Raw genomic sequence first — 24,424 nt, forward strand, 5'->3', positions numbered from 1 at the left:
GGTTGCGAGACCAAATAGCGCGCCTAGACCCCACGTTTTAAAGGCTGGTAAGGCCGCGGACCACGGCGCTGGCGGCGGCGACCGAGGCGATAAAGAGCGAAAACTTGTGCGCCGCCCCACGCGGGACACGGCGCGCCAGCGCGGTGCCGGTGCTAATGCCCAGCAGCATCGCTATCAGGCCCACCGGCCACAGCCAGCCGCTCACGCCGTCGAGGCCGCCGGCACCGACCAGCAGCTTAACCGTGACGGAGATGAACCCGCCCACCATGAAGATGGGCTGCAGCGTGGCGGTATACATCTGCTGTGGCCAGCGTGCGGCTTGAGCGTAGACCGTGATGACTGGTCCCGCGATGCCGGCCAGCGTGTTGGTAAACCCTCCCAGGATGCCGGCGGAGACGGCGGGGCCGGTGCCCTGCATCGGCGGCACGAAGCGCTTGCCGAAGGTCACCACGCCCAGCGCGACAAGCAGCGCGCCGCCGACGATTACCAGCAGCGGAGCCGTGTCCGTGCGCGCCACCAGGAAACCGGCCGGAATGGAGCCGAGCATCATCACCGCCGCAATCTGGGCGAAGACCTTCCAGTCCACGTCGCGGCGCACTGGCACCGTCGTCAGCGCGGCGTTGATACAGGCCAGCACGTTGATGACCAGGATGCCCTCGACCGGCCCCATCAGCAGCATGAGCACGGGCCCGCCGATAAGCCCCAGCCCCATCCCGGAGACCCGCTGCAGGCAGGATCCTAAAAGGACGACGGCAAAGACGGCCAGCAGCATCATGCGTGGTACTTGTCCATGACCGCGCAGGCCACCGCCTCGGGGAACATGCCCTGCACGTCGCCGCCGAACTTGGCGACCTGCTTGCACAGGGAGGACGAGATATACCCGTATTTCTCATCGGTGAGCAAGAACATGGTGTCAATTCCGGTCAGCCGCCGGTTCATCTGCGCCATCGGCAGCTCGTACTCGTAGTCCAGCGAGGAGCGCAGGCCCTTGACCAGGCAATCGATACCGTGCTCGCTGGTGTAGTCCACCAGCAGGCCGCCCCAGCTATCGACCTTGATGTCGGCGGGCACGCTCTGGCGGATGAGCTCCATGCGCTCGTCGATGCTAAACAGCCCCGACGGCTTGTCCGGGTTGCCGGTCACGAGCACGGTGACCTCGTCGAACAGCTGGTTAGCCCGGGTAAAGATGTCAAGATGCCCCAAGGTCATCGGGTCAAAAGAGCCCGGGCACACGGCCTTCGTCATGGCGTTCAAGGTCCTTCCTGTAGCGGTCTAGGAGGCGCGATGGTACAGCGCCATGTCCATCCGCGCAATACCAAAGGTACGCTTCTTCAGTTTCTGACCGGTCGGCTCGAAGCCGGCGGGCCACTCGGTGTGTGGGGAGTCAACGTGGCGCTCGATGACGACGATGGCCTCGTCGGCCAGCGCCGGCTCGATGGCGGTGATGAGCTCATCGACGGCATCGAAGGCGTAGGGCGGGTCTGCTAGGACCATGTCGAAGAACCCGCGCGGGGCGCCCGCCAGGTAGGCCGAGGCCTTCTGCTGCCGGATGGTTACCCGCGGGTGTCCGACGACGCCGACGTTGTGTTCCATGGCGCGGCAGGCGACGGCGGCATCATCGACCAAGACGACCTCCTCGGCGCCGCGGCTGGCTGCCTCCAGGCCTAGAGCCCCGGAGCCGGCGAATAGGTCCAGTACGCGGGAACCGGCAAAGCCCCAGCGGGCGTTGAGGGAGGAAAAGAGGCCCTCCCGGGCGCGGTCGGCGGTCGGGCGGGTTCCGCTATCCGGCACCACGATGGTGCGTCCCCGGGCTTGTCCAGCAATGATCCGCGTCATGGGCGCTCTCCAATCTCGGCCAGCCGGTCACCGCCGGCCACGGTCGAAAAATCTGGAACCAGCACCCGGCTCACGATGCCCGGCGCCGGGCTGACCACCGGGATCTCCAGCTTGGTCGCCTCCACCGTCGCGACAGGGGCGCCGGCGTCAACCGTGTCCCCTTCCGCCACGTGGTAGCGGACGATGCCCGCGAAGGGCGCACAAATTTCCATGCCCCATACCCTAGCACCGCGCCCGGTTAGTTCTTCTCCAGGTAGCTGAGTTTGTCCGCGTTCATCTCCTGGGTCAGCTGCAGCGCCAGATCCGGGTTGCGCTCGACCAAGGCGAAGGCGTCGGCGTGGCTGCGCTCGATGATATCGCGGTCGCGCAACAGGTTAAGCAGCTTGAGGCTGCGGCGGGTGCCGGACTGCTCGGTGCCCAACACGTCGCCCTCCTGGCGCTGGGCCAGATCCAGCTCGGCTAGCTCGAAGCCCGAGTTCGTGGCCGCGACGGCCTGGACGCGGTTAAAGGCCGGGGTGCCCTCCTCGGCGAGCGTGTGCAGCAGGCAGACCGAGGCGTTGCCACCGCGGCCGACACGCCCGCGCAGCTGGTGCAGCTGCGAGACGCCGAAGTTCTCCGCGTTGCGGATGAGCATCACGGTGGCGTTCGGCACGTCGACGCCGACTTCTACCACGGTAGTCGCCACGAGAACGTCGATGTCGCCGCGGGCGAAGGCGGCCATCCGCTCGTCCTTGTCCGTCATACGCCCGTGCAGCAGCCCAACGCGCATGTCCTTGAGCGGCCCGTGGGCTAGCTGCTCGCAAACAGCCTCGACGCCGCCCTCGCCCTCGATCTGCGGGCAGACGATATAGGCCTGGTGCCCGGCCGCGACCTCCTCGCGGATGCGTTCGAGCGCCCGCGAGACCCAGGACGGCATCCACTCGGGCACCACCGAGGTCTGGATAGGCTTGCGCCCGCCCGGAAGCTCGGTCAGCGTGGAGACGGCCAGGTCGGCGAAGACGGTCATCGCCACCGTGCGCGGGATGGGGGTCGCCGTCATGACCAGCAGGTGCGGGCTAAAGCCCGGGTGAGACTTGGTGCGCAGGGCCTCGCGCTGCTCGACACCGAAGCGGTGCTGCTCGTCGACAACGACCAGCCCCAGGTTGAAAAACTCCACCTTGTCCTGGATGATGGCGTGCGTTCCGATGACGATGTCCGCGTCCCCGGAGACGATGTCCAGCAACGCCTGGCGCTTCTCGGCGGCCTTCATCGAACCGGTCAAGCAGACTACCTTGACATCCGCGGGGACGGTGGCCGTCACGGACTCGTAGTGTTGCGCGGCAAGCACCTCCGTCGGCGCGAGCAGGGCGGCTTGGAAGCCGGCATCGGCGGCCTGCAGCATGGCCAACACGGAGACTATCGTCTTGCCGGAGCCGACCTCGCCCTGCAGGAGCCGGGCCATCGGCGCGTCCTGGGTCATGTCGTGGGAGATGTCGGCGATCACGCGCTTTTGCCCGTTGGTCAGGTCGAACGGCAGGTTGCTTAAAAGCTCGGCGCGGAAGCCATCACCCAGCGGTGGCAGTGGCTTGGCCCGGTGCGACTGCGCGTCGCGGTGCCGCAGGGCCATTACCAGCCCGATGCCCAGCGCCTCGTTGTACTTCAGGCGCTGGATGGCACGCTCCGGGCCGGCCGGCCCGGGCTGGTGGACCTGGCGCAGCGCGGTGTCGAAACTGACCATCTGCCGCTGGTCGAGCGGCTCGGGCACCGTGGGCAGCGTGTCGAGGACGCGCTTGACCGCCATCATGATGAGCCACGAGGGGGCCTTCTCCGAGGCCGGGTAGACCGGGAGCCACTCCCACTGGCTCAACACCTCCTCGAGCTCACCGGCGCTGGCCAGCCCGCGCAGGGCTCCGGAGCCGGACACCGTGCCGTCGTAGCTATCGAGCATCACGAAGTCCGGGTGCTGCAGCTGCGGGGTCCCGCGGAAAAACTGCAGTTTGCCGGAGAACATGGCCCGGCGCCCGCGCTGGAGGAATTTTCGCTGGAACGTCGGGTTGAAAAAGCTCACGACCAGGCCGTTGTCCAGGAAGACCCGCAGCACCCCGCGCCGGCTGGTGGGCCGGAAATTGGTGCGGGTGATAACTCCGGAGAGGGTGACGTGGTCGCCTTCGTCCGCATCGGCGATGCCCACGTCATAGCCGTGGCGCATATAGTCGCGCGGGTAGTGCTCCAGCAGCTGCCCGCAGGTGGTGTAGCCGAAGGCGGCCTCCAGCCGGCGCGCCTGCTTCGGGTCTAAGACCTCCGACAGCTTTCGTTCATCGCGCCACCCCAGCATGCCTGCTACTCTACCCCAACTTCCGTAGCGATCCCGGGCACCTGGAGGGCCGCGACCTCGGCGCCGAGCCTTTCCCCCAGCTCCACCGAGTCGATCGGCTGGGCGGACAGGACGGTGACCTGTTCCCCGCCCGCGGCCAGCAGCCGGCGGCCGGCTTCCTCGACGGCCTCGGGGGTCTCCTCATCTAGGATCTCAACGCGCATGGAGTCGGCGACCTCCTGCATGGCCTGCGCCATGGCGGTGGTGTCGGGGTTGCCGGGCTCGTAGACGCTCAGCGCGGCCAGGCCGGCGACGAAAGATCCCGTCGGAACCACCTGGCAGCGGCCGGTCTCGGACTCGGTGCCGTTGGTGAGGAAAATATCGTTGTCCTGCGTCTCGCCCGCGCTCTGCCCTGGGACGACGACGTCCACGCCTGCCGCGGCAAAGAGCTTGGCCACCGCGCCGGCCGGGGCGACCGCGATCACTCGGCGCACCTGCTCGCTGCCTGCCACAGGCTCCGACGGGGCCGGCAGGACCTCCAGGCGCAGGTCGCTGACCTGGCCAGTTGCGAAGGCCTCTTCGATGACCGGGCCGGCGACGGTGGTGTGCAGGTGGACGGTGGCGGCATCGTCGGCCGCGGGGGCGACGACCAGGCAGTTGCCCATCGCGTCCAGGCGGGCCTGGAGCTCGTCAACGTCGCCGCGGAAGAAGAACATGACCTCCATCCAGTCGCCCTCCTCCGCCGGCGCGGCAGACGGGGCGGGCTGGGTGTCGGTGGACAGCAAGGACTCGAGGAGCACGACCAGGCCCGCCCCGCCCGCGTCCACGACGCCGGCCGCGGCCAGCTCCGGCAGCAGCGAGGGCGTGTTTTGCAAAGCGATCCGCGCCGCCTCCACCGCCGCCTGCGCCACCGGCTCTAGGTGCGGGTCGTCCTCGGCCGCGTCCTCGGCGGCCTCCGCGGCCGCGCGCAGGACCGTGACCACGGTGCCCTCCACCGGCTGCGCGATGGCACGGCTGACGAGCCGGACCGCTAGCGTCAGGGCATCGGCGAGCACTTGGCCGTCCAGCGGGCCGTCGTGGACGGTCTCCGCTACCCCGCGCAGCACCTGGGAGAGCACCAGCCCGGAGTTGCCGCGAGCCCCGCGCACCGATCCGACGGCGAGCGCCTGGGCCACCCCACCCAGGTCCGCCTGCGGGTGCTGGTCGGCTTCACGCAGCGCGGCCTCCATGGTGTAGGCCATGTTGGAGCCGGTGTCAGAGTCCGGCACTGGGAAGACGTTCAGGGCGTTGATCTCCGCGCGCCGGCGCGAGAGTTCGCCGGTGGCCCGGCTGGCCCACCCGCGCAGCCCGGCCGCATCTAAGGACCCTAGAAAAGACATGGCCGTTATCTTACAAGCGCCAGTCCACTTCGCGCGCGCCAGCCGCCCGAAGGTACTCGTTCGCCTGAGAAAATGGCCGTGAACCAAAGAACCCGCGGTGCGCGGACAGCGGCGACGGGTGCGGGGCGGCCAGCTTGTGGGCGTGCGGGATGAAACTTGCGCACTTCTGCGCGTCTCGGCCCCACAGGATGGCCACGAGCTGCTCGGAGTCCAGGCTGCGGATGGCGGCCTCCGTGACCGCCTCCCAGCCGTGGCCGCGGTGGGAACCCGCCTGGCCAGGCGCCACGCTCAGCACGCGGTTGAGCAGCATGACCCCCTGGTCGTTCCAGGCCGACAGGTCACCGTCGGCGGGCGGCTCTACGCCTAAGTCGTCGTGGAGCTCTCTGTAGATGTTAACCAGCGACTTCGGCGGATTGACCCCCGGCTGGGTAGAAAAGGCCAGGCCCATCGGGTGGCCCGGGGTCGGGTACGGATCCTGCCCCAGGATGAGCACGCGCACTTGGTCGCGCGGCTGCCAGAAGGCACGGAAAAGGTTCTCGGCGGCGGGCAGAAAAGGCCCGGTGTCCAGCAGGGACTGGATCTGCGGCCAGTGCTCGTCCAGGACGGGGCTCAGCACCTCCTCCCAGGACGGGTGGTAAGTCGGCGTGCACGTGGGAATATCGCTCATGGGTTTTAGAAGGCCTCCCAGCCGGCGTCGTAGGCGGATTCTTTCCCATCCACCGTAGCCGCCGCGCCCTTGTTAACGCTGCCGATGACCCTAAACCCCGACGGCGCCTCCTTCGCCGTCGTGCCCACCAGGGTGTGGTCCTCGCCGCCGGTCAAAACCCAGCGCCACGGATCCTCCCCCAAGGCGCGGCCGGCCTCGACTAGCAGCTCGTGCGGTGCGATAGCGGCCGAATCCAAGTCGATGTTGACCCCGGAGCGCGCCGCGATGGTGCGGACGTCGCGGATGAGCGAATCGGAGATGTCCGTCATGGCGGTCGCGCCCGCCGCCCGGGCGATCATACCCCGGCTGGGATCCAGCCAAGGGCAGCAATGGGCATCGATGAGCGGGCTGAGGTGATCCAGCTCGGTGGGTAGCTCGCGGCCGAACCGCTCGAGCAGGGCCAGCCCGGCGGCCGACCAGCCGATCTTGCCGTGCGAGACCAGCTGCTGGCCGGGACGGGCGCGGTCCAGGGCCATCGCCGGCCTATCCCCGCCCAGGTGCCCGATCGCGGTGACCGTGACGGTCACCTGCATGCCCTGGGTGAGATCTCCGCCCACGAGCTCGGCGTTATAAGGCTCGCAGCGCTGCGCGATGCCCTCCGCAATCCCCCGCACGAACTCCACCGGGGTCTCGGCTGGGGCACTGATGGCTAGAAGGGCCGCGATGGGGCGCGCACCCATGGACTCGACGTCGGCGAAGTTTTCTAGGATGGCCTTCTGCCCAATCTCGTTGGGCGTTGACCAGTCGCGCCGGAAGTGGCGGCCTTCGACCATCATGTCCGTAGCCGCGACGGTGCGCGTGTTGGGGGCGGCCGGAAACATCACCGCCGCGTCGTCGCCGTTGAGTGCGCTGGGCGCGGCCGCGATGATCTCGCCGATCACCTCGTGTTCGCCCACATCGGCCAGAGTCGGGGTTAAGTTCACCGAATACCTTTCGATAAGATTGCAGTTTATGGACTCTCAGGGTAACCAATTTAACCGCACCGCAGTCTACGCGCTGCTGGCTATCTCCTTAAGTCTTATCGTGGCGGTCCTGTTCGGGGCCAAGTACTACTTTTCCACGGTGGCGCGGGAGCCGGTGGCGATGTCGCCGGTGCCGTCGCAGGAGGCATCGTCGGCCGAGTGCGCCGCGGTGATAGACAACCTGCCGGGCAAGTTCTACGGCCACGAGCGCTCCGACATCGTCGAGCCCGTGCCGGACGGGGTGGCCGCCTGGGCGACCATCTCCTCCGAAGCGACCACGCTGCGCTGCGGCGTCGACCTGCCGTTGCAGTACACGCCCTATTCCGAGACCACCGAGGCCAGCGGCGCGCAGTGGCTGCAGGTCCGCGACATGACGCCGGGGTCGACCATGACCACGTGGTACACCGTCGACCGCGCCCCCATCGTGGCGGTGACCACCCACGACGACGGTCAGCCCGACGGCTTAGACGAGTCCCTGGACCAGCTGGACCAGGCGGACCATCAGCCGCACGCGGCTCCCCTGTCCCAGCTCCAAGCCGCCGCAGGCGACAACCGCTCAGCCTGCCGCGCCCTCGATGCCGCCCTGCCGGAGACCTTGGCCGAGGACTACCAGCGCCAGCGGGAGCTGCCGGAGGGCACCGCCGCGGGCACGGCCGTGTGGACCGCACCGGGCCGCGAGGCCATAGTCCTGCGCTGCGGGGTGGAACCGGCGCCGGGCTATGCGGCCGGCGAGCAGGTCCAGCAGGTCGACGACGTGCCCTGGTTCGAGGACACCACCCTGGCTCCGGGCACCACGGCCAGCACCTGGTTCGCGCTGGGTCAGGACACCGACATCGCCGCACACCTGCCGCAGGACGTCGCCGACAGCGTGCTGGTGGAGCTGGGCGATGCCCTTGGGGCCGCCGACTAATCCGCGGCTTCGGCTGCGTCTGCCAGCGCGGTTTCGATGAGCGTGTCGAGCAGGGCCTCGTAGTCGACGCCGCTGGCGGCGAGGACCTGCGGGTACATCGAGATCGGGGTAAAGCCCGGCATGGTGTTGATCTCGTTGAGGACCGGGCCCTGCTCGGTGACGAAGAAGTCCACGCGGGATAGCCCCTTGCAGTCCAGGGCCTGGAAGGTCTCCAGGGCCAGCTCCTTGAGCTGATCGATGACCGCCGGTTCAAACGGGGCCGGGATGGTGGCGGAGACGACGTTGTCCAGGTACTTGGTCTCGAAGCCGTAGAAGCCTTCCTCCGAGTCTCCGGTGCCGTTGAGCAGCGCCGGCACCGACGCCAGCAGCCTACCGCCCGGATACTGCAGGACGCCGACCTCAACCTCGGAGCCGACGATTTCCTTTTCCACGATGACCTTCTGGTCGGACTCGCGGGCTAGGCGGACGGCCTCCGGCAGCTGCGCCCAGTCGGTGACCTTGGAGATGCCGATCGAGGACCCGCCGCGCGCGGGCTTAACGAAGACCGGCAGGCCCAGCACGGCCTTTTCCTCCTCGGTCAGCTCGGAACGGTCGCGGAGGATGACCTCCGGGGTGACCGGCAGGCCCTCGGCGACCATGAGCTTCTTGGTGAACTCCTTGTCCATGCCCGTGGCCGAGGACAGTACCCCGGTACCCACGTAGGGCACTGAGGACATCTCGAACAGGCCCTGGATGGTCCCGTCCTCGCCGAAGGGACCGTGCAGGACCGGGAAGATGACGTCGACCTCGGCGTAGACCTCGCCGCGGGTGACATTGACGAAGCGCCCGCGGGAGCTGGGGGTCAGCGACAGCGAGAGCTCGTCGCCGGCGGCAACCTCCGGCAGGACGCCGCCGTCCAGCTGCAGCCCCTCGGTGGTTCCCGGGGTCCACAGCCCCTGGCGGGTAATGCCTACAGGCACCGACTCGTATTTGTCGTGCGGGAGGTGGCTCATCACCGCCCCGGCGGAGATACAGGACACGGAGTGTTCAGTGCTGCGGCCACCGTAGACGACCGCCACGCGGATCTTTCGGGAACTCATAGGCAGCTAGCTTACCGGGTGCCTATTCCGACTTCTTGGACCGACCCATCAATGCGACGATCATTTCCTCCACGGCGACTCCGCGGTGGCACACGCCGTAGACCGAATGGGTAATGGGCATGTCGATGTTGTGCTGGTGCGCCAGGCGGAAGACCGAGTCCGAGGAGATAACGCCCTCGGCGACTTGGCCGTTGGTGGCGGCCTTGGCCTCCTCCAGGGTCCCGCCCTGGCCCAGGCGGTAGCCGAAGGTGCGGTTACGCGACAGCTCGGAGCTGCAGGTGGCGACCAGGTCGCCCAGGCCGGCCAGGCCGGCGAAGGTGCGCGGATCGGCGCCCAGCTCCACCCCCAGGCGACTGATTTCGGCCAGGCCGCGAGTAATCAGGGAGGCCAGGGTGTTGTTGCCCAGGCCCTTGCCGGAGGCGATACCGCAGGCGAGGGCGATGACGTTCTTGCAGGCGCCGCCGATCTCGCAGCCAATGACGTCAGTGTTGGTGTACGGCCGCAGGTAGTTGGTGGCCACGGCAGCCTGGACCAGCTGAGCGCGGGACTCGTCCTCGCAGGCGATGACGGTGGCCGCCGGCTGCTCCAGCGCGATCTCCTTGGCCAGGTTCGGGCCCGAGAGCACAGCGATGCGCTCGGCATCCACGCCGGAGTCCGCAATCACCTGGCTCATTCGCTGCAGCGAGCTCGACTCCACGCCCTTGGAGATGGAGACCACGGTGGCATCCTCAGGCAGGTGCTGCGACCAGGCGTCCAGATTTTCGCGCAGGGTCTGGGAGGGGACGGCGAGGACGACGATATCGGCATCGACAAGCGCGTTTTCCGGCTCGGTCGTCGGGGCGATGGTGGCGGGTAACTCGATGTCCGGCAGGTAGTCGGCGTTGCGGTGGGTCTCCCGGATGGTGGCGGCCAACTCCGGCCGGCGGACCCAGAGCCGGACACTGTTGCCGGCATCGGCGAAGACCTTGGCCAGCGTGGTGCCCCACGAACCAGCCCCCATCACTGCAACTCGGACCATTAAGCGCTCCTCCATAGACATCACGAACAATAACAGTGTAGCCGGACCCACCGCGGGACTATGATGGACCGCGAGAATTATCCGCTACCGACAGTTGCAAGGAGTAGGCCCACGCCCATGCCCAAGCCCAAGAACATGCACGAAAACGACAAAGACAGCCAGTCCGAGGTCTTTATTTCTGGGCGGCACCAGGATATCAGCCCCGATCCGGCAAAGGAATTCGCCCGGACCACCCTGGCGGCGGGCGCGGTGCTGTGGCGCGGCAACCCCCACGACCCGGAGGTGGCCGTCATCCACCGTCCGCACTACGACGACTGGTCACTGGCCAAGGGCAAGGTCGATCCGGGCGAGTCGCTGCCGACGACCGCCGTGCGCGAAGTCGCCGAGGAGACCGGCTACCAGATCAAGCTGGGCAAGCTCATCGGCAAGGTGACCTACCCGGTCCAGGGGCGGACCAAGGTGGTCTACTACTGGCTGGGCAAGGTCGAAGGCGGCGAGTTCACGCCCAACGACGAGGTCGACCAGATTAGCTGGATGACCGTGGACGCGGCGATTAACCGGCTGTCCTACCAGGTGGACGCAGACGTGCTGTGGAAGGCGAAAAAGCGCCTGCGGCTGGCCCCGACCACCCGCGTGCTCTACGTCCGCCACGCCCGCGCCCTGCCGCGCAAGGGATTCAGCGGCGACGACAACCTGCGCCCGCTGGACAAGAAGGGCCTGCGCCAGGCGGAGATGCTCGTACCGATGCTTACGCCCTACAAGCCGACGGCCATCTATTCCGCGCTGCCCGACCGCTGCCAGCAGACCGCCGCTCCCCTGGCCGCCGAGCTCGGTTTCGACGTCACGGTGGACGAGCGCCTAGGCGACGACGGCTGGCTGCAGGACAAGGAGGCGGCACGGGAGGCTTTCGACGGCATCGTTGAGCAGGGCGGCACGCCCGTCATCGTGAGCCAGGGCCTGGCCATCCCCGAGATGATAGCCAGCCTGGAGCCGGTGTTTTTGAAGTGCGACGTGGACGACCTGAAGGTCAAAAAGTCCTCGGTGTGGGTACTGTCCTTTAACGGCGGCGAGCTGACCGGCGCGGACTACCTGGCCAGCCCGCTGCCCGTGCGCTAGCGCCTACCAGCGCGCGGCCGGGCGCTGGGTCAGGCAGCGGTAGGCCAAGACCCAGGCGAAGTAAAGCACCGGCAGCACCACGAGGCTGCCGACAATCGGAATGAGGCTCGCGGCCAGCTGCAGCAACACCAGCAGGACGACCAGCAGCAGCGTGGTGCCAATATTCTGGGTGGACAGGCGGTAGGACTCCCCCATCGCCTCGCCAATGCCCTTGGACGGGTCCTCGGCCTTAATCACGGCGACCCAGCACAGCAAGAAAGCGATGATAAGGCCCGGTATGATAAACAAAAGGCAGCCCAGCCACACCAGGATCCCGTAGGCGGCGAGCGTGACCATGGTTCCGACACGGCCTCCGTCAAAGCGGAATAGCCCGCGGAAACTTACGCGCTGCCCGTTGGCCTCCTCGACGGCGCCGTGGTAGAAGTTTGCGTACATCCACAGGCCCACCAGAAACACGCAGACGCCCAGCAGCAGCAAACTAATAAAAGCAGCGGTCGCACCGATTGGGCCGGAGCTCGCGGTGCCCTCGGCTTCGAGGATGCCGGAAAGCGCGATGACGAACGTAAACGGGATCATGGGGACGAATTGCAGCACCAGGTAGACCACCGCGGCGCCGAACCAGGGGCCGAAGTTCTGGAAGTAGCCTTTGAAGCCCTGGCCTACGGCCCCGGGCGCGTCCGGCGGGGTGGGCGCGTAAACGGTCCCCGGCTGGAAGCCGGCCTGCGGGCCGGCCCCGGCGTAGCCGGGCTGGCCGTACGGCGCGCCCTGGTTCGGGTTCTGGTTTTGGTAGCCGTAGCCTTGCCCGGAGCCTTGGCCGTAGTTGTGGGAGTTGTTCCACTCAGGTGTCGTCATGACACTAGAGCATATTCCAACTCCTAGCGCACCTCTGGTTTAAACGACGGGCGGTTACCCTCGTACGCTGTGATGGTGTCCTCGTCCCGCAGCGTCAGCCCGATGTCGTCCAAGCCTTCCAGGAGGCGCCAGCGCGTATAGTCGTCGACGTCAAAGAGATAGACGTTGCTGCCGACCGTGACAGTGCGTGCCTCCAAGTCGACGCTCACGGTGGTCTCGCCGCCCTCCAGCTGCTTCCAGATAAGCTCGATGTCTTCTTGGGCCATCACGCCGGCCAACAGGCCCGCCTTGCCCGCGTTGCCGCGGAAGATGTCGGCGAAGCGGGAGGAAAAGACGGCCTTGAAGCCGTAGTCGTTGAGCGCCCAGACGGCGTGCTCGCGCGACGAGCCGGTCCCGAAGTCGGCGCCGGCGAACAGAACGGAGCCGTCGCGGAAGGTCTCCTGGTTCAGGACGAAGGCGGGGTCTTTGCGCCAGTTGGCGAAGAGAGCATCGGCAAAGCCGGTGCGCTTGACGGATTTCAGGTAGACGGCCGGGATGATCTGGTCCGTATCCACATTGGAATACGGCAGGGGCACGCCGGTGCCGGTGTGCGTGGTGAATTTCTCCATCGGAATGTACTCCTCTGTGTCGGTTGTCGGCTCGGGTGCGCTTAAGCGGGCAGGTCGGCCGGGGAGGCCAAGTGGCCGGTCACGGCGGTGGCGGCGGCCACCAAGGGCGAGACCAGGTGGGTGCGCCCGCCGGGGCCTTGGCGGCCTTCGAAGTTGCGGTTAGAGGTGGACGCGGAACGCTCGCCCGGGCGCAGCTGGTCCGGGTTCATGCCCAGGCACATCGAGCAGCCCGCGGTGCGCCACTCCGCGCCGAAGTCGGCGAAGACGCGGTCGAGCCCCTCGGCCTCGGCCTGCTGCTTGACAACGGTAGAGGACGGCACGACCAGCATGCGGGTGCCGTCCGCGATGCGGCGGCCGCGGACAACCTCGGCGGCGGCGCGCAGGTCCTCGATGCGCGCGTTGGTGCACGAGCCCAGGAATACGGTGTCGATGGCGACATCGCGCAGCGGGGTGCCCGGCGTCAGGTCCATGTACTCCAGGGCCTTCTCGGCGGCGGCGCGGGAATTATCGTCACCGAAGTCCTCCGGGCTCGGCACGGTGGAGCCCAGAGGCAGGCCCTGGCCCGGGTTAGTCCCCCAGGTCACGAACGGGGTCAGCTCGTCGGCGTCGATTTCGACGACGGTGTCGAATTTGGCGCCCTCGTCGGTGGGCAGGGTCTTCCAGTACTCGACGGCCGCGTCCCAGTCCGCGCCCTGCGGGGCGAACTCACGCCCGCGGACATAGTCGAAGGTGGTCTCGTCCGGGGCGACCAGGCCCGCGCGGGCGCCAGCCTCGATCGACATGTTGCAGATGGTCATGCGGGCCTCCATCGACATCGCGCGGATGGCCTCGCCACGGTATTCGATGATGTGTCCTTGGCCCCCGCCGGTGCCGATCTTGGCGATGATCGCCAGGATCAGGTCCTTGGCGCTCACGCCTTCGGCCAGCTGGCCCTTGACCTCGATGGCCATGGTCTTGAACGGCTTGAGCGACAGGGTCTGGGTAGCCATGACGTGCTCGACCTCGGAGGTGCCGATGCCCATGGCGATGGAGCCGAAGGCACCGTGGGTCGAGGTGTGCGAGTCGCCGCACACGATGGTCATGCCCGGCTGGGTGATGCCCAGCTGCGGGCCGACCGTGTGGACGATGCCCTGTTGCTCGTCGCCCATCGAGTGCAGGCGGACTCCGAACTCCTCGCAGTTTTTCCGCAGGGTGGACACCTGGGTGCGCGAGGTGGTGTCGGCGATTTCGTTCAGCCCGCCGATCTTGATGCCGGTGGTGGGCACGTTGTGGTCCTCGGTCGCCAGGTGCAGCTCCGGGTGGCGCAGGCTGCGGCCGTTGAGGCGCAGCCCCTCGAAGGCCTGCGGGCTGGTAACTTCGTGGAGGAGCTGGAAATCAATATAAATGAGGTCCGGGGCCCCGTTCTCGCCGCGGGTGACGACGTGGTCACGCCAGATCTTCTCTGCCAACGTCACTTTTTGACTCATACTCTTCCTCCACACTTGAAATCTCAGAATTTGAGACGTAAATTTCAAAGTATGGGAGAGTATAGCGCAGTTTCCGGGATCAAGGTACTGGATCGGTCCGTGGCCATCATGATGGCGGCCGCCAACCGGCCCTCGAGCCTCAATGACCTGTGCGAGACCACCGGTTTGCCGCGGGCCACGGCGCATCGTTTGGCAACCGCACTGGAAGCACACCGAATTTTAACCCGCACAGATGAGGGTAAATGGACCGCCGGTCCCGCCCTGCCGGGCAACCGGGACCGGTTACTCAACGCGGCCGGGCCGATCATGGACAAATTGCTCGAGGAAACCGGCGAATCGGTTCAGCTCTACGAGCTCACCGGCACCACCCGCACTTGTATTGCCACCCGGGAGCCGGAAGCTGGCCTCCACAACGTCGTGCCCGTGGGCCGGCAGCTGCCGCTCACCTCCGGCTCGGCGGCGCGCATCATCGCGGCGTTTACCCCCACCACCGTCAGCGGCACCACCTTCGGCGAGGCCGATATCGAGGCCGCCCGCAGCAATGGCATCTCCGAGTCCGTCGAAGAGCGGGAGGCCGGCCTCTCCTCAGTCTCCGTGCCGGTCCTCGACCCGGCCGGCACGTTCATCGCCGCGCTTTCCGTTTCCGGCTCAGCCGAGCGCTTCCGCCCCAGCCCCGCCGCTAAGTTCGGTTCACCTCTCAAGGACGCCGCCCGGAAGCTGGGCGCGCTGTTGTAGACTACCGGGCTGGTTCGGCATCGTTAGCCGTAGCGTCCGGCTTCCGGCGCCAGCTGCGCGCGCCGGAGATGACCACCGGCATCACGGAGACGCCCACGATGACCAGCACGATGGCGTCGATGCGGTCAGCAATCCCCGGGATGCCGCCCAGGAGGACGCCAACCATGGTCATGGTGACGATCCAGGCCACCGCACCCAGGACGTTCCAGCTCACGAACTTCTTGTACGGCATCGCGGCCGTACCCGCCGAGACCGGCACGTAGGTGCGCACGATGGGCACAAAGCGCCCCAGCACCAACGCCAGTGGTCCGTGCTTGCGAAAGAAGGCCTCCGCGCGCTCGAGGTACTCTACCTTCAGGATCCTCGCGACCGGCTTAAACAGCCGGCGGCCGAAGGTATGCCCCAGCCAGAAGCCCACCTTGTCACCCAGGAAGGCCGCCACCGTGCCGACCAAAAGGATAAGCGGGACGCTCAGGCCTAGGTCGTCGCGGAGGATGGCCGCGGTGACCAAGAGGGAATCGCCGGGAAGGAACGCGAAGAGCACGCCCGACTCGATGAAGATGACCAGGGCCAGGCCCGCGAGCGCCCAGCCCCCAAAATTCTGGAGCAAAACGCCCGCGTCCATGAGATCGCTAAGATGCACGTCGCATCCCTTCTGTGGCAGGAATATGGAGCACGTTTTAGCTCTACTCCCCCGCGCCCCGTTAGACAAAGGCAAATACGCCGTTGCGGGCAAGTCCCCAGAACATTCGCAGCCAGCTGGCGGCAAAAGAAAAAGCCCAACACGGGCCGGGTTGGGCTTTTTACGTTGTACCCCGTACGGGATTTGAACCCGTGTTACCGCCGTGAGAGGGCGGCGTCCTAGGCCGCTAGACGAACGGGGCCTAGCCTGTCCACAGCAGCGAGCGCTGTGCGTTGCGGACTTGAATTACTCTAAACTATGCGCCAAGCATCAACAAATCAGCAGCTGAGAATATAAAAATCCCAGTGCGGCAGTGACAGTTCCTTCTGCTCGGCCGGATGCGAATCGAATCAGTGGTTATTTCGCTTGCAGTCTGTCTGACTGTCAGCGGCCCGAAGGATCCTCAGCTACGCTGCACTGGGATTTCGTTTCTGCGTCGAGATTCATCCTCGTTTAGCTCCTGTACTTCGTGCAATAGTCGCGGTGGGAAGTTATGAATTATGGCAATGCCGCATGTTCACGAGCTATAAATCTTCGTTGCGCTTAAAACGGAAAGAAGCTTTCATCCAATCTCCTTATCTTTCGGCTAACGTCTTGAGCACTAGTATATGACCAGCTCAGAGGGGATGGAAGCGATTGGAGGAAAGTCCCGAAAATGGCGGGTGGTCCTACCCCACCGGGCCCGGCAACTTGAGCCTTCCCGGCAGTGGTCTGGGGTAGGTTAATACCACCCCGTGGACACGAAAGAAGGCGGCCAGTAAAACTGACCGCCTTCCGACTTGTACCCCGTACGGGATTTGAACCCGTGTTACCGCCGTGAGAGGGCGGCGTCCTAGGCCGCTAGACGAACGGGGCATAGGACTGTGACTCCAGGTTTAAACCCCTTTATCACTGCTGGCCTACCAGGACTCGAACCTAGAACGACGGTACCAGAAACCGCTGTGTTGCCAATTACACCATAGGCCAATTGCTGCCGTGCTTTTCGGTTGGAAGATTATTAAGTCTCTCGCAACCGCTCGCTGCAACGGTTAATAACTATAACCACCCCGGCGGCACACTAGCAAATCGCCTGGTTAGAGTCGGTTTTTAGTGCTATTTCTAGTGTGCCTGCCGCGGACGAATTACAGCGTGTGGATTTAGGCTTGCGCGCTTTCCCACGGGGTCTTGGCAAGGGCGGCCCGCAGGCGGTTGAGCGTGGACTCCTTGCCGAGCAGCTCCATGGACTCAAACAGCGGCGGGGACACCGCAGCGCCGGAGATGGCTACGCGCAGGGCGCCGTAGGCCTTGCGCGGCTTGAGCCCCAGATCCTCGATGAGAGCCTTCGACAGGGCCGCCTCAATGGGCTCAGTGGTCCAACTCTCGATGGGCTCCAGCGTCGCGACGGCGACCTCGAGGGACTGGACGGCATCCTCCTTGAGGTTCTTGCGGGCGGACTTCTCGTCGAGCTCTAGATCCTCGTCGGCGGTAACTAGGAACTTGAGCAGGCCGTAGGCATCCGACAGCGTCTTGATGCGGGTCTGGACGAGGTCGGCGGCGAAGGCGAACTTCTCTGGGGCGTAGTCGGCCGGGAAGTCAGTATACTCCGTCAGGTAGTTGCGCAGGCGGACGGCGAATTCCTCCGGCTCCAGCAGGCGGATGTGATCGGCGTTAATAGCCTCGAGCTTCTTCTGGTCGAAGCGGGCCGGGTTACCCAGCACGTCGTGGACGTCGAAGTTCTTGACCAGTTCGTCGGTGCCGAAGATGTCCTGGTCTGCGGACAGGGACCAACCCAGCAGGGACAGATAATTGAGCATGCCCTCCGGGATGATGCCGTTGTCGCGGTGGTTGAACAGGTTTGACTGCGGGTCGCGCTTGGACAGCTTCTTGTTGCCCTCCCCCATCACGAACGGCAGGTGGCCGAACTGCGGGGTGAACTCGGCAACGCCGATCTGCTTCAGGGCCTCATAGAGGGCCAACTGGCGCGAGGTCGAGGACAAAAGGTCCTCGCCGCGGAGGACGTGGGTAATGCCCATCAGAGCGTCGTCAACCGGGTTGACCAGTGTGTAGAGCGGCTCACCGTTGGAGCGGGCCACCACGTAGTCCGGCTGCGTCTCGGCTTTGAAGGTCATCTCGCCGCGGACCAGGTCGGTCCAGGACCAGTCCTGCTCCGGCATGCGCAGGCGCCAGACGGGCTTGCGGCCCTCACCCTCGAAGGCATCGATCTGCTCCTGGGTCAGCTCGCGGTCGTAGTTGTCGTAGCCGAGCTTCGGGTCGCGGCCGGCGGCCTTGTGGCGCGCCTCAACCTCCTCGGCGGTGGAATAGGCCGGATAGACCAGGCCAGCGTCCTTCAGCTTCTGCAGGACGTTGGCATAGATATCCTTGCGCTGGGACTGGCGGTACGGCTCGTGCGGGCCGCCCACATCAATACCTTCGTCCCAGCCCAGCCCCAGCCAGGTCAGGGAATCAATAATCGCCTGGTAGGACTCCTCGGAGTCGCGGGAGGCGTCCGTATCCTCAATTCGGAAAATCAGTTTGCCACCGGTGTGGCGCGCATAGGCCCAGTTAAACAGGGCCGTGCGCACCATCCCCACGTGTGGGGTGCCGGTCGGCGACGGGCAGAATCGTACACGTACATCACTCATGCCCACCATCGTAGACGAGCCGGCGGCCCGCAATTCGCTGAGCCTGTGCGCCACGCGCCACCGGACCACCCGCACGGCGCTACCCCCGCCACTATTGGGGATGGTATTCATTAGTCGTCGTCAGGGCCCCGTCGCACCGCACCGCAGGGGTAGACTATTTGGATTGGAAACCGTTTTCTTTAATCTAGGGTGAAAACCCAAACTGAAGAAAGGCTTTCCCAACCGTGGCTACACTCCGGCGTCGCTGCATCGCTCTACTCCTCACCCCTGCCCTCCTGTCGCCCGCGACTGCTCTAGCCGGGCCCGACGACGGCAAGATCGTCGCAACGCAGACCCCCACCGAGGCGGTCATCACCGAGGACTACTCCCCGACCGGGACGTTCGAAAAGACCGTCTCACTTGCCGGCGCGGATGCCGCCCGGCCCAAGACGGTTGTCCCCGGCCAGACTCCTGCCCGCTGCGGCGAGCGCTATCTGTTGGATAAAGGCCATGTGGATGTGGCGGCATCGCCAAGCGCGGAGGGCTTCGACGTCGGCCTGAAGGACGACACGCGCCTGACCGGGAAGAAGGACCCGGTCCACCGACTGGACGAGGTGGTGCTGGGCGTGCGCGATAACGCGCAGCGCACCCGGACCCCGGACATGGCGGATAAGGCCCTGGACTTCATGGGCCCGGTGGGTAAAAAGTTTTTCCTACTGCCGCAGACCCAAAAGGACGGCGTTATCTGGCCGGGTTATAACACCGAGAAGCTGGACTACAGCGCCTACGCGGAGGGTTCGGTCACCCTGGAGCTGGACCCGGTGCACGTCCCGGATGGGGCGAGCTGGGGCCTGTTTACCAACCAGGGCCTGGGCTCCGAGGTGGCGGTGCTGGCCGATTCCCGCGCCAAGGACACGACCGTGGAGACCCAGATGGCCTCGCACGTGCACGCCAACTGGGCCTTTAGCACGCCGGGCTGGTACCAGTTCGCCGTCAGCTTCCGGGCGCGCACCACCGACGGCCGCGAGGTCAGCTCGCGCCCGCAGGTGCTCAGCTTCGCCGTGGGCGACGACGCCGTCGACGACTGCGTGAAAAACGGAGCCCCAGACCAGGGCTCCCGGCCGAATCCGGATCCGAAACCCGAACCGGAGCCAAAACCAGACCCCAGGCCCCAGCCGGGCCCGCAGCAGCCGGGCACGGGCGATGTGGTGCTGTCCTCCTTCCAGCCGCTGGCGCTGTTCGTGCCGCTGACAGTCCTCGGGGTGGTCGGCGCCGCGGTCAGCTTCGTCTTCCGGCACGTGCCCGGGGTAGCCACCGCCGTCGAGCGCTTCTTGGCCGGGCTTGGCCGCTCAACAACCATCCGATAATCGCTTTTCCGAAAGGTAACTTCCATGCGAGTTGCGCACTACACCCGCCGCGCCGGCCACCACGTGGGCGCGCTGGTCGCCGCGGTCTTTCTTGTTCTGCTTGCGGGGGTCCTTCCCGCCGCCCGGGCCGAGGCCATCACCTTTGATTCCGGGCACGTCGATGCCTTCTACGTCACCGCCAACGGCGGCGAGCTGGATCTGGCGCTGAAGGAGGACGTCACCGGCTCCGGGGTGGTCCGGGCACCGCAAGAGGTAACCCTGCAGGTCAACGAGCAGTCCTGGACTGACGCCACGGAATCCGTCGACGGCATCGGCGCCAGCACCTACCTGCTGCCGCAGACCCAGGACCCGAACCTGCTCTGGCCGGGCTGGGACACCCAACCCGTGCGCGACGGCGGTTTCGGGCAGGTCGACCTGAACTTCGACGAAGTCACCGGGCCGGGCGCGGTCTACGCTTTCGAATCCACCGGTTTCGGTGACCTGGGCGGGGTGACCACCGACGGGGGCCTGGAGCTAGCTTCCGGGTCAGTGATCTCCCAGCAGACCCCGGCGCACCGGCACGTCAACTGGGCTTTTAGCGAACCGGGCACGTACACGATGACTGTGCGCGCTACTGCCGACGGCGCCGAGAGCAGCCCGCAGACCTATACCTGGGTGGTCGGCGAGTCAGGCGGCGAGCATCAGGACGCGGGTGCGGGCGAGGCGGCATCGGAAAGCGGTGGGTCTGCCCAGGCCGGGCAGGACGACGCCTCTTCCGAGCGCGGGGCACGCGGTGGTTCGCCGGCAGCCGCGGCGGACAAGGGGCAGCCGGGCCACTGCACGCCGGGGATCCAGCCGCAAGTCAAGGACGACTCCACGTCCCCCGCGCGCTGGGTCCCGGCCGACGATGCCGTCTTCCACCTCTCCGACGCCGCCCGCGCCGACCTGCCCGAGGACATCGGCCCGGTGGGCCGCGGCCCGGCGTGGATGATCGGTTCCACGCAGCAGCCGGGGGTGCCCTGGCTGGGCGCCAACACCCAGCACCCGACCATGCTGGAGCACCTCGACGGACCCGTGACCTGGGAGCTTACCGAGTTTTCCGGTCCCGGCGCGATGATGGTCTACTCGCAGGGCCAGCTGGGCCAGATCGTGGGCAAGGAATGGTTCCGGGCGGAAGGCAACACCCCGTCCAGGTCCACCACCATCGACCCGAATACCCACGTCCACCCCAACTGGCTCTTTAGCGAGCCCGGCACCTACCGGGTGACGATTTCCCAGTCGGCCCGCCTGACCAACGGCAAGGACGTCTCCGGGCAGGCCACGCTGACCTTCGTGGTCGGCGGCCAGGCCCCTGCCGGCGCGTTCACCGAGGGCCACTTCGACTTAGGCGGCCAGGTCAACCCGGACGGCGGGGCCTGCGCCCCGGGTAGCGGTTCTTCTGGATCCCAGCCGGCGGCGGGCGCGGCTACAGGGCAGGGTACGGCTACCGGTTCGTCGACGGCGGCGGCCGGTGGCACCCTGGCCAACACGGGGGCCTCGTTGATGAATACGGCCATCGCCGTGTTGGGCATCGGCCTGGCGGTCCTCGGCATCGGGATGGCGCGCTGGGCGCTGGCAGAAGGACGCCGCTAATGGCCCGGTACGACCCGGGCCGCCAGCGCCCTTACCGCACCGCCTGCCGGGCCAGGGTGGCGCTGCTGTGCGGGGCCTTCCTCGTGGCCGGGTGCGCACCCGGCCCGTCGGCGGGATCTGATGGCCCGGAGAAGCTCCGGGTGGTGGCCACGACCCCGATCCTTGCGGATATGGCGCGCCAGGTCGCCGGGCCGGACGCGACGGTGACCAGCCTGGTGCCGCCGGGCCGGGACCCGCACACCTTCGAGCCCAGCCTGCGGACGGTGCGGGAGGCCGCCCACGCCGACGTGGCGCTGGCCAACGGTCTGCTGCTGGAGCCGGCCGCGCTGACCAGCACGCTGGAGCAGACCTCGGCCCATCCGGTCGTGGAGGTCGCCGAGCAGGCCCGCGCCCGCGGGGCGCAGGTCATCCCGCTGGTCGAAAACGTCGCCCTAGATGCCATCTGGCTGGGGCTAAAGTCGGCCTACACCACCGCCGGCGACGAGGTCGAGTTCCGCTTGGACAGCGCCGACGGGCCCGGCGCGGTGGCCGCCTATATCGTGGGCACCTTCGGCGCCCCGCAGGTGGTCTTCGACTCCGCGCGCGACGGCTCCGGGACCCGCCTGCCCAACTCGGCCCACACGCACCTATCGTGGGCGTTTTCCGAGCCGGGGCTCTACCAGCTGCGGCTGAGCGCCCGGGCCGGAGGTGCCGACCCGGTGACCGCCACCGTGACCGTCGCGGTGGGTGTAGCCCCGCCCGCCGGGGCCGAAGTTCTGGACGAGGGCCACGTGGATATCGCGGCCGATATCGACGCCGGCCGGCTGGAGCTGCGCGACCGGGACCGGGTCTGGACCCCGGAGGAGGTAGTGATCGCCGTGCCCTCGTCGACGCTGCAGCCCATCCCGCCGGATCCGCACTACCGCTTCCTGGGCAGGCCCGGGCAGGAGACGTACCTCCTCCCGCAGGCGGTGCTGGGCAAGCACGTCCACGGCGAGCTCGACCCGCACCTGTGGCACGACCTGGGCAACGCGAGAGCCTTCGTGGACGTCATAGCCGACGAGTTGGCGCTGGGCGATCCCAGCCACGGCCAGGCCTACCGGGCTCGGGCGGCGGCCTACCAGGCAAAGCTGGCGGAGACGAACAGCTTCGTGGAGGACACGCTGGCCGGAATCCCGGCCGCACACCGCCACTTGGTCACCACGCACGACGGCTACGGCTACCTGGCCAAGGCCTACGGCCTCAAGGTCGCGGGCTTTGTCACCCCGAGCGAGTCCGTCGAGCCCTCCCCGCGCGACGTGATGGCCCTGCGGCGCACGCTGCGAGATCTGCAGGTGCCGGCCGTGTTCATCGAGCCCAACCGTACCGGCGGTGCCGGCATCCTCGAGCAGACCGCCCGGGAGGCCGGCGTGCAGCTGTGCCCCATCTACGGCGACACCTTGGACGAGCAGGTCCCCACCTACCTCAACCTGATGCGTTTCAACGCCGAGAGCCTACGCCGGTGCCTGACCTAGCCGGCCGCTGTCTCCCGCACCGCCCGCACCCATTCCCCACAAGAGTTAGAAGCAAAAGGACTTATGACCATGACACGAATCCATCCCACCCGTTGCCTGCGCGCTACCCGCGCGCTGGTGGCTGCCGCTGCCGTCGCCTACCTTGCTGTAGGCCCTACCGCCTGGCCCGCCCAGGCCGGGGACCTGGCCCAGGTCGTCGAGGGCAATGAGACGATAGCCCCCGCCGGGGAAGAGGTCACCATCGACCACGGGCACGTTGACATCGGCGCCCAGGTCATCGACGGGCAGGCCGAGTTTCTCGCCCGCGACGACTCCCAGCCGCAGCCGGTCTGGCGCCACCTGGACGACGTGGTCTTCCGCGTCGGCGATGCCGCCCAGCTAACCGTGCCGGATAACGACGAGTTCTCCTTCGTCGGTGCGGAAGGCTCCTCCCCGGTCTGGACCGTGCCCCAGACTGAGATCGCGGACGTGCCGTGGCTGGGGTGGAACACACAGGCTCCCTCGTTGGTCGAGGCCGTCGACCGCGGCGTGGACATGGAGTTTCTGGGCCACAGTGGCCCGGGTGAATTTTCCCTCTTCCTGCAGAACGGCGGTTTCGAGCCGCCCGAGGTCCTCTGGTCGACGAAGGCGGGCAAGACGGATAGTTTCTGGGTGGATTCCGGCACGCACACCCACGCCAATTGGGTCTTCACGCAGCCCGGCATCCACCAGGTGGGTATCCGACTACACGCCCAGACCCGCAGCGGCGAGGACTTGAGCACCGACGGTATCCTGAGCTTCGCCGTCGGTTCTGCAGCGGACGCGGACCCCGCCCAAGCGCATCAGGCGCAGTGGGACCCGGCTGCCGCCCGCACGGGCGCCGAGGACGGCCCCGCCCCGCGCTGGCTTATCGGCGCCGGACTCGCGGTGGCAGCACTGGTGGTCCTCGCGGTCGTCGCGGTAGTGCTGCGCCGGCGAAAGGGGCACGACCATGCCTAACCTGCAGGAGACAAAGCCGGTCCTCGACGCGACGGGGGTGGAGGTTTCCTTCGGCGCCCGGCCGGTGGTGCAGGACGCGTCGTTGCGCATTCACCGCGGGGAGCTGGTCGGCCTGCTGGGCCCGAACGGGGCGGGCAAGACCACCCTCATGCGCGCCTGCCTGGGGCTTGTTCCCCACCGCGGCACGGTAGGGCTCACCCGCCGCTTCGGCTACGTCCCCCAACGCCACGAGGTGGAGTGGTCCTTTCCGTGCACAGTCTACGAGGCCGTCCTGCTCGGCCGCGTGGGGCTGATCGGGTGGTTTAAGCGCCCAGGCCGCGGCGACCGGCAGTCCTCCCACCGCGCGCTGGAACAGACCAACCTGACCGAACTGGCCCGGCGCCCCATCGCGGAGCTGTCCGGCGGGCAGCGCCAGCGCGTGCTCATCGCCCGGGCCCTGGCCACCGAGCCGGAGCTGCTGGTCCTCGACGAGCCCTTCACGGGCCTGGACGCGCCCAATATCGAGCAGCTCCTCGACCTGTTCGCCCGCCTGGTGTCCAAGGGCACCGCGGTTGTCATGTCCACGCACAACCTCGCCGAGGCCGTCCACACCTGCCCGCGCCTGGTGCTGTTCAACCGCACCGTCGTCGCCGACGGGCCGGTGGCACAGGTCCGCGCGGATCCCGCAGCCTGGGTTGAGGCCTTCGGCGTGCGCACCACTTCCCCGCTACTAGCGGCGCTGGGGGTGAGCTAG

General features: G+C 67.1%; 23 protein-coding genes and 3 tRNA genes. 8 read left to right on the forward strand and 18 right to left on the reverse strand.

All coding sequences use genetic code 11. The features are described from left to right. Positions 1 to 37: 37 nt before the first annotated feature. The 8 genes from QQS52_RS00060 to QQS52_RS00095 are packed head-to-tail and all read right to left on the reverse strand — an operon-like array spanning position 38 to position 7,137. The gene (locus tag QQS52_RS00060) at positions 38 to 775 is read right to left on the reverse strand and encodes a TSUP family transporter (RefSeq protein WP_472772003.1); all 738 of its coding nucleotides are present in this window, start codon (positions 773 to 775) and stop codon (positions 38 to 40) included. After that, positions 772 to 1,245 carry a pantetheine-phosphate adenylyltransferase gene (coaD, locus tag QQS52_RS00065; protein ID WP_070767775.1) on the reverse strand — a complete coding sequence of 158 codons (474 nt, stop codon included), beginning with the start codon at positions 1,243 to 1,245 and terminating at the stop codon, positions 772 to 774. Before coaD ends, QQS52_RS00060 begins: the two co-directional genes overlap by 4 nt. Positions 1,246 to 1,272: 27 nt before the next feature. Beyond that, entirely contained in the window at positions 1,273 to 1,836 is a 564-nt protein-coding gene (gene rsmD / locus QQS52_RS00070) for a 16S rRNA (guanine(966)-N(2))-methyltransferase RsmD (protein WP_472772004.1), read from the reverse strand. Then, a complete protein-coding gene (locus QQS52_RS00075; protein ID WP_296205180.1) occupies positions 1,833 to 2,048 on the reverse strand; it encodes an acyl-CoA carboxylase biotin carboxyl carrier protein subunit in 216 nt (71 codons plus the stop codon). The genes rsmD and QQS52_RS00075 overlap by 4 nt, the downstream gene beginning before the upstream one ends. A 26-nt stretch (positions 2,049 to 2,074) precedes the next feature. Then, the gene (locus QQS52_RS00080) at positions 2,075 to 4,150 is read right to left on the reverse strand and encodes an ATP-dependent DNA helicase RecG (RefSeq protein WP_472772005.1); all 2,076 of its coding nucleotides are present in this window, start codon (positions 4,148 to 4,150) and stop codon (positions 2,075 to 2,077) included. Positions 4,151 to 4,155: 5 nt separating this feature from the next. Next, positions 4,156 to 5,508 carry a DAK2 domain-containing protein gene (locus QQS52_RS00085; protein ID WP_472772006.1) on the reverse strand — a complete coding sequence of 451 codons (1,353 nt, stop codon included), beginning with the start codon at positions 5,506 to 5,508 and terminating at the stop codon, positions 4,156 to 4,158. 10 nt (positions 5,509 to 5,518) lie between these two features. Next, positions 5,519 to 6,175, reverse strand: coding sequence for a uracil-DNA glycosylase (locus QQS52_RS00090; protein WP_472772007.1), 657 nt, complete (start codon positions 6,173 to 6,175; stop codon positions 5,519 to 5,521). A gap of 5 nt (positions 6,176 to 6,180) precedes the next feature. Continuing rightward, a complete protein-coding gene (locus QQS52_RS00095; protein WP_472772008.1) occupies positions 6,181 to 7,137 on the reverse strand; it encodes a thiamine-phosphate kinase in 957 nt (318 codons plus the stop codon). Positions 7,138 to 7,165: 28 nt separating this feature from the next. Between QQS52_RS00095 and QQS52_RS00100 the strand changes: the two genes are divergently transcribed. Further along, positions 7,166 to 8,086, forward strand: coding sequence for a DUF3515 domain-containing protein (locus QQS52_RS00100; protein ID WP_472772009.1), 921 nt, complete (start codon positions 7,166 to 7,168; stop codon positions 8,084 to 8,086). Here QQS52_RS00100 and QQS52_RS00105 read toward each other — a convergent pair. Further along, positions 8,083 to 9,165, reverse strand: a complete 1,083-nt coding sequence (locus QQS52_RS00105) for a D-alanine--D-alanine ligase family protein (RefSeq protein ID WP_472772010.1) — start codon at positions 9,163 to 9,165, stop codon at positions 8,083 to 8,085. The genes QQS52_RS00100 and QQS52_RS00105 overlap by 4 nt on opposite strands. Before the next feature lie 22 nt (positions 9,166 to 9,187). Next, entirely contained in the window at positions 9,188 to 10,183 is a 996-nt protein-coding gene (locus tag QQS52_RS00110) for an NAD(P)H-dependent glycerol-3-phosphate dehydrogenase (protein ID WP_472772011.1), read from the reverse strand. A gap of 117 nt (positions 10,184 to 10,300) precedes the next feature. Between QQS52_RS00110 and QQS52_RS00115 the strand changes: the two genes are divergently transcribed. After that, positions 10,301 to 11,299 (forward strand): NUDIX hydrolase, encoded by a 999-nt coding sequence (locus QQS52_RS00115; protein ID WP_472772012.1) that lies wholly within the window; start codon positions 10,301 to 10,303, stop codon positions 11,297 to 11,299. Positions 11,300 to 11,302: 3 nt separating this feature from the next. Here the strand turns inward: QQS52_RS00115 and QQS52_RS00120 are convergent, their stop codons facing one another. Genes QQS52_RS00120 through leuC form a run of 3 tightly spaced genes read right to left on the reverse strand, consistent with a single transcriptional unit; the run spans position 11,303 to position 14,225 of the window. Then, positions 11,303 to 12,151, reverse strand: a complete 849-nt coding sequence (locus tag QQS52_RS00120; protein ID WP_472772013.1) for a hypothetical protein — start codon at positions 12,149 to 12,151, stop codon at positions 11,303 to 11,305. 23 nt (positions 12,152 to 12,174) lie between these two features. After that, positions 12,175 to 12,759: a 3-isopropylmalate dehydratase small subunit gene (gene leuD / locus QQS52_RS00125; protein WP_472772014.1), complete on the reverse strand. Its 585-nt coding sequence runs from the start codon at positions 12,757 to 12,759 to the stop codon at positions 12,175 to 12,177. Positions 12,760 to 12,800: 41 nt separating this feature from the next. Next, positions 12,801 to 14,225 (reverse strand): 3-isopropylmalate dehydratase large subunit, encoded by a 1,425-nt coding sequence (gene leuC / locus QQS52_RS00130; protein WP_472772015.1) that lies wholly within the window; start codon positions 14,223 to 14,225, stop codon positions 12,801 to 12,803. A 51-nt stretch (positions 14,226 to 14,276) separates the two neighbouring features. On the opposite strand from leuC, the gene QQS52_RS00135 reads away from it, so the two are divergent. Then, positions 14,277 to 14,960, forward strand: a complete 684-nt coding sequence (locus QQS52_RS00135; protein ID WP_472772016.1) for an IclR family transcriptional regulator — start codon at positions 14,277 to 14,279, stop codon at positions 14,958 to 14,960. A 1-nt stretch (position 14,961) separates the two neighbouring features. Here QQS52_RS00135 and QQS52_RS00140 read toward each other — a convergent pair whose 3' ends face one another. The 5 genes from QQS52_RS00140 to gltX form a co-directional block, all read right to left on the reverse strand. Further along, on the reverse strand, positions 14,962 to 15,603 hold the full coding sequence (locus QQS52_RS00140; protein WP_472772017.1) for a DedA family protein: 642 nt from the start codon (positions 15,601 to 15,603) through the stop codon (positions 14,962 to 14,964). A gap of 168 nt (positions 15,604 to 15,771) precedes the next feature. Next, a tRNA-Glu gene (locus tag QQS52_RS00145) sits at positions 15,772 to 15,844 on the reverse strand. 580 nt (positions 15,845 to 16,424) lie between these two features. After that, positions 16,425 to 16,497 (reverse strand) — tRNA-Glu (locus tag QQS52_RS00150). A 39-nt stretch (positions 16,498 to 16,536) separates the two neighbouring features. Then, positions 16,537 to 16,608, reverse strand: a tRNA-Gln gene (locus QQS52_RS00155). Between the two features lie 170 nt (positions 16,609 to 16,778). Next, the gene (gene gltX, locus QQS52_RS00160; RefSeq protein ID WP_472772267.1) at positions 16,779 to 18,272 is read right to left on the reverse strand and encodes a glutamate--tRNA ligase; all 1,494 of its coding nucleotides are present in this window, start codon (positions 18,270 to 18,272) and stop codon (positions 16,779 to 16,781) included. 215 nt (positions 18,273 to 18,487) lie between these two features. Here gltX and QQS52_RS00165 point away from each other — a divergent pair, with 215 nt between their 5' ends. The 5 genes from QQS52_RS00165 (at position 18,488) to QQS52_RS00185 (ending at position 24,424) form a co-directional block, all read left to right on the forward strand. Continuing rightward, the gene (locus QQS52_RS00165) at positions 18,488 to 19,609 is read left to right on the forward strand and encodes a choice-of-anchor M domain-containing protein (protein WP_472772018.1); all 1,122 of its coding nucleotides are present in this window, start codon (positions 18,488 to 18,490) and stop codon (positions 19,607 to 19,609) included. Between the two features lie 24 nt (positions 19,610 to 19,633). Further along, complete coding sequence (locus tag QQS52_RS00170) at positions 19,634 to 21,220, forward strand: TIGR03773 family transporter-associated surface protein (protein ID WP_472772019.1); 1,587 nt, start codon at positions 19,634 to 19,636, stop codon at positions 21,218 to 21,220. Then, on the forward strand, positions 21,220 to 22,713 hold the full coding sequence (locus tag QQS52_RS00175; protein ID WP_472772020.1) for an anchored repeat ABC transporter, substrate-binding protein: 1,494 nt from the start codon (positions 21,220 to 21,222) through the stop codon (positions 22,711 to 22,713). The genes QQS52_RS00170 and QQS52_RS00175 overlap by 1 nt, the downstream gene beginning before the upstream one ends. Before the next feature lie 69 nt (positions 22,714 to 22,782). Beyond that, on the forward strand, positions 22,783 to 23,691 hold the full coding sequence (locus QQS52_RS00180) for a choice-of-anchor M domain-containing protein (RefSeq protein ID WP_472772021.1): 909 nt from the start codon (positions 22,783 to 22,785) through the stop codon (positions 23,689 to 23,691). Then, on the forward strand, positions 23,684 to 24,424 hold the full coding sequence (locus tag QQS52_RS00185) for an anchored repeat-type ABC transporter ATP-binding subunit (RefSeq protein ID WP_472772022.1): 741 nt from the start codon (positions 23,684 to 23,686) through the stop codon (positions 24,422 to 24,424). The genes QQS52_RS00180 and QQS52_RS00185 overlap by 8 nt, the downstream gene beginning before the upstream one ends.

The organism is Corynebacterium sp. 1103A (assembly GCF_055700955.1).